Raw genomic sequence first — 749 nt, forward strand, 5'->3', positions numbered from 1 at the left:
AATCAGAACCACCCTTAAAAAGGGTGGTTTGCTCTTAGGGTATAACCCACGGGCCCCGGGCTCGCGTCTAAAGGCGCGGGCCCGGACTTCGTCCAGGCCTAGTGCATCTTGACCCGTGGCGCGCCGGTCGAACCGGCAGCATCACCCCCTCTTGAAGGGGTCCTCGTACTCCTTCACGCTCAGCTTGTCCAGCGCGATGTCGTGGGACTCCTGCTCCCTGATGTACTTGGCGATCGTCGCCTCGTTCAGGCCGACGGTGGACACGTAGTAGCCCTCCGCCCAGAACTTCCTGTTGCCGAACTTGTACTTGAGGTTGGCGTGCCTGTCGAATATCATCAGCGAGCTCTTCCCCTTCAGGTAGCCCATGACGCTCGCGACGCTGTACTTCGGCGGGATCGCCAGCAGCACGTGCACGTGGTCGGGCATCAGGTGCCCCTCGATTATCTCGATCCCCTTGTACTCGCACAGCTTCCTGAGGATCTCCCCTATGTCGCTCCTGATTTGGTTGTAGATCACTTTGCGCCTATACTTCGGCGTGAACACGATGTGGTACTTGCACATCCACTTCGTGTGGGAAAGGCTGTAGGCCTTCTGGGCCATGGCGACCACCCCTTCGACTCGAATTCTTGACGGCCTGAACAATCGTCAATATCGGTCGGAGGGGTGGCTTTGTAAAGCCGTTTGTCTCCACCCGCGTAGCGGGTGGTTTAAAGCTGGCCGCTGCGCGGCCAGCGGACTAAAGTCTTGAA

1 protein-coding gene is annotated in these 749 nt (G+C 58.7%); it reads right to left on the reverse strand.

Features of this window, described 5'->3' with window-relative positions:
- Nucleotides 1-141 precede the first annotated feature (141 nt).
- On the reverse strand, nucleotides 142-600 hold the full coding sequence (gene tnpA / locus AAAX77_RS09835; protein ID WP_055287554.1) for an IS200/IS605 family transposase: 459 nt from the start codon (nucleotides 598-600) through the stop codon (nucleotides 142-144).
- Nucleotides 601-749: the final 149 nt, after the last annotated feature.

The organism is Collinsella sp. CLA-ER-H6 (assembly GCF_040092305.1).
GTDB lineage: Bacteria > Actinomycetota > Coriobacteriia > Coriobacteriales > Coriobacteriaceae > Collinsella.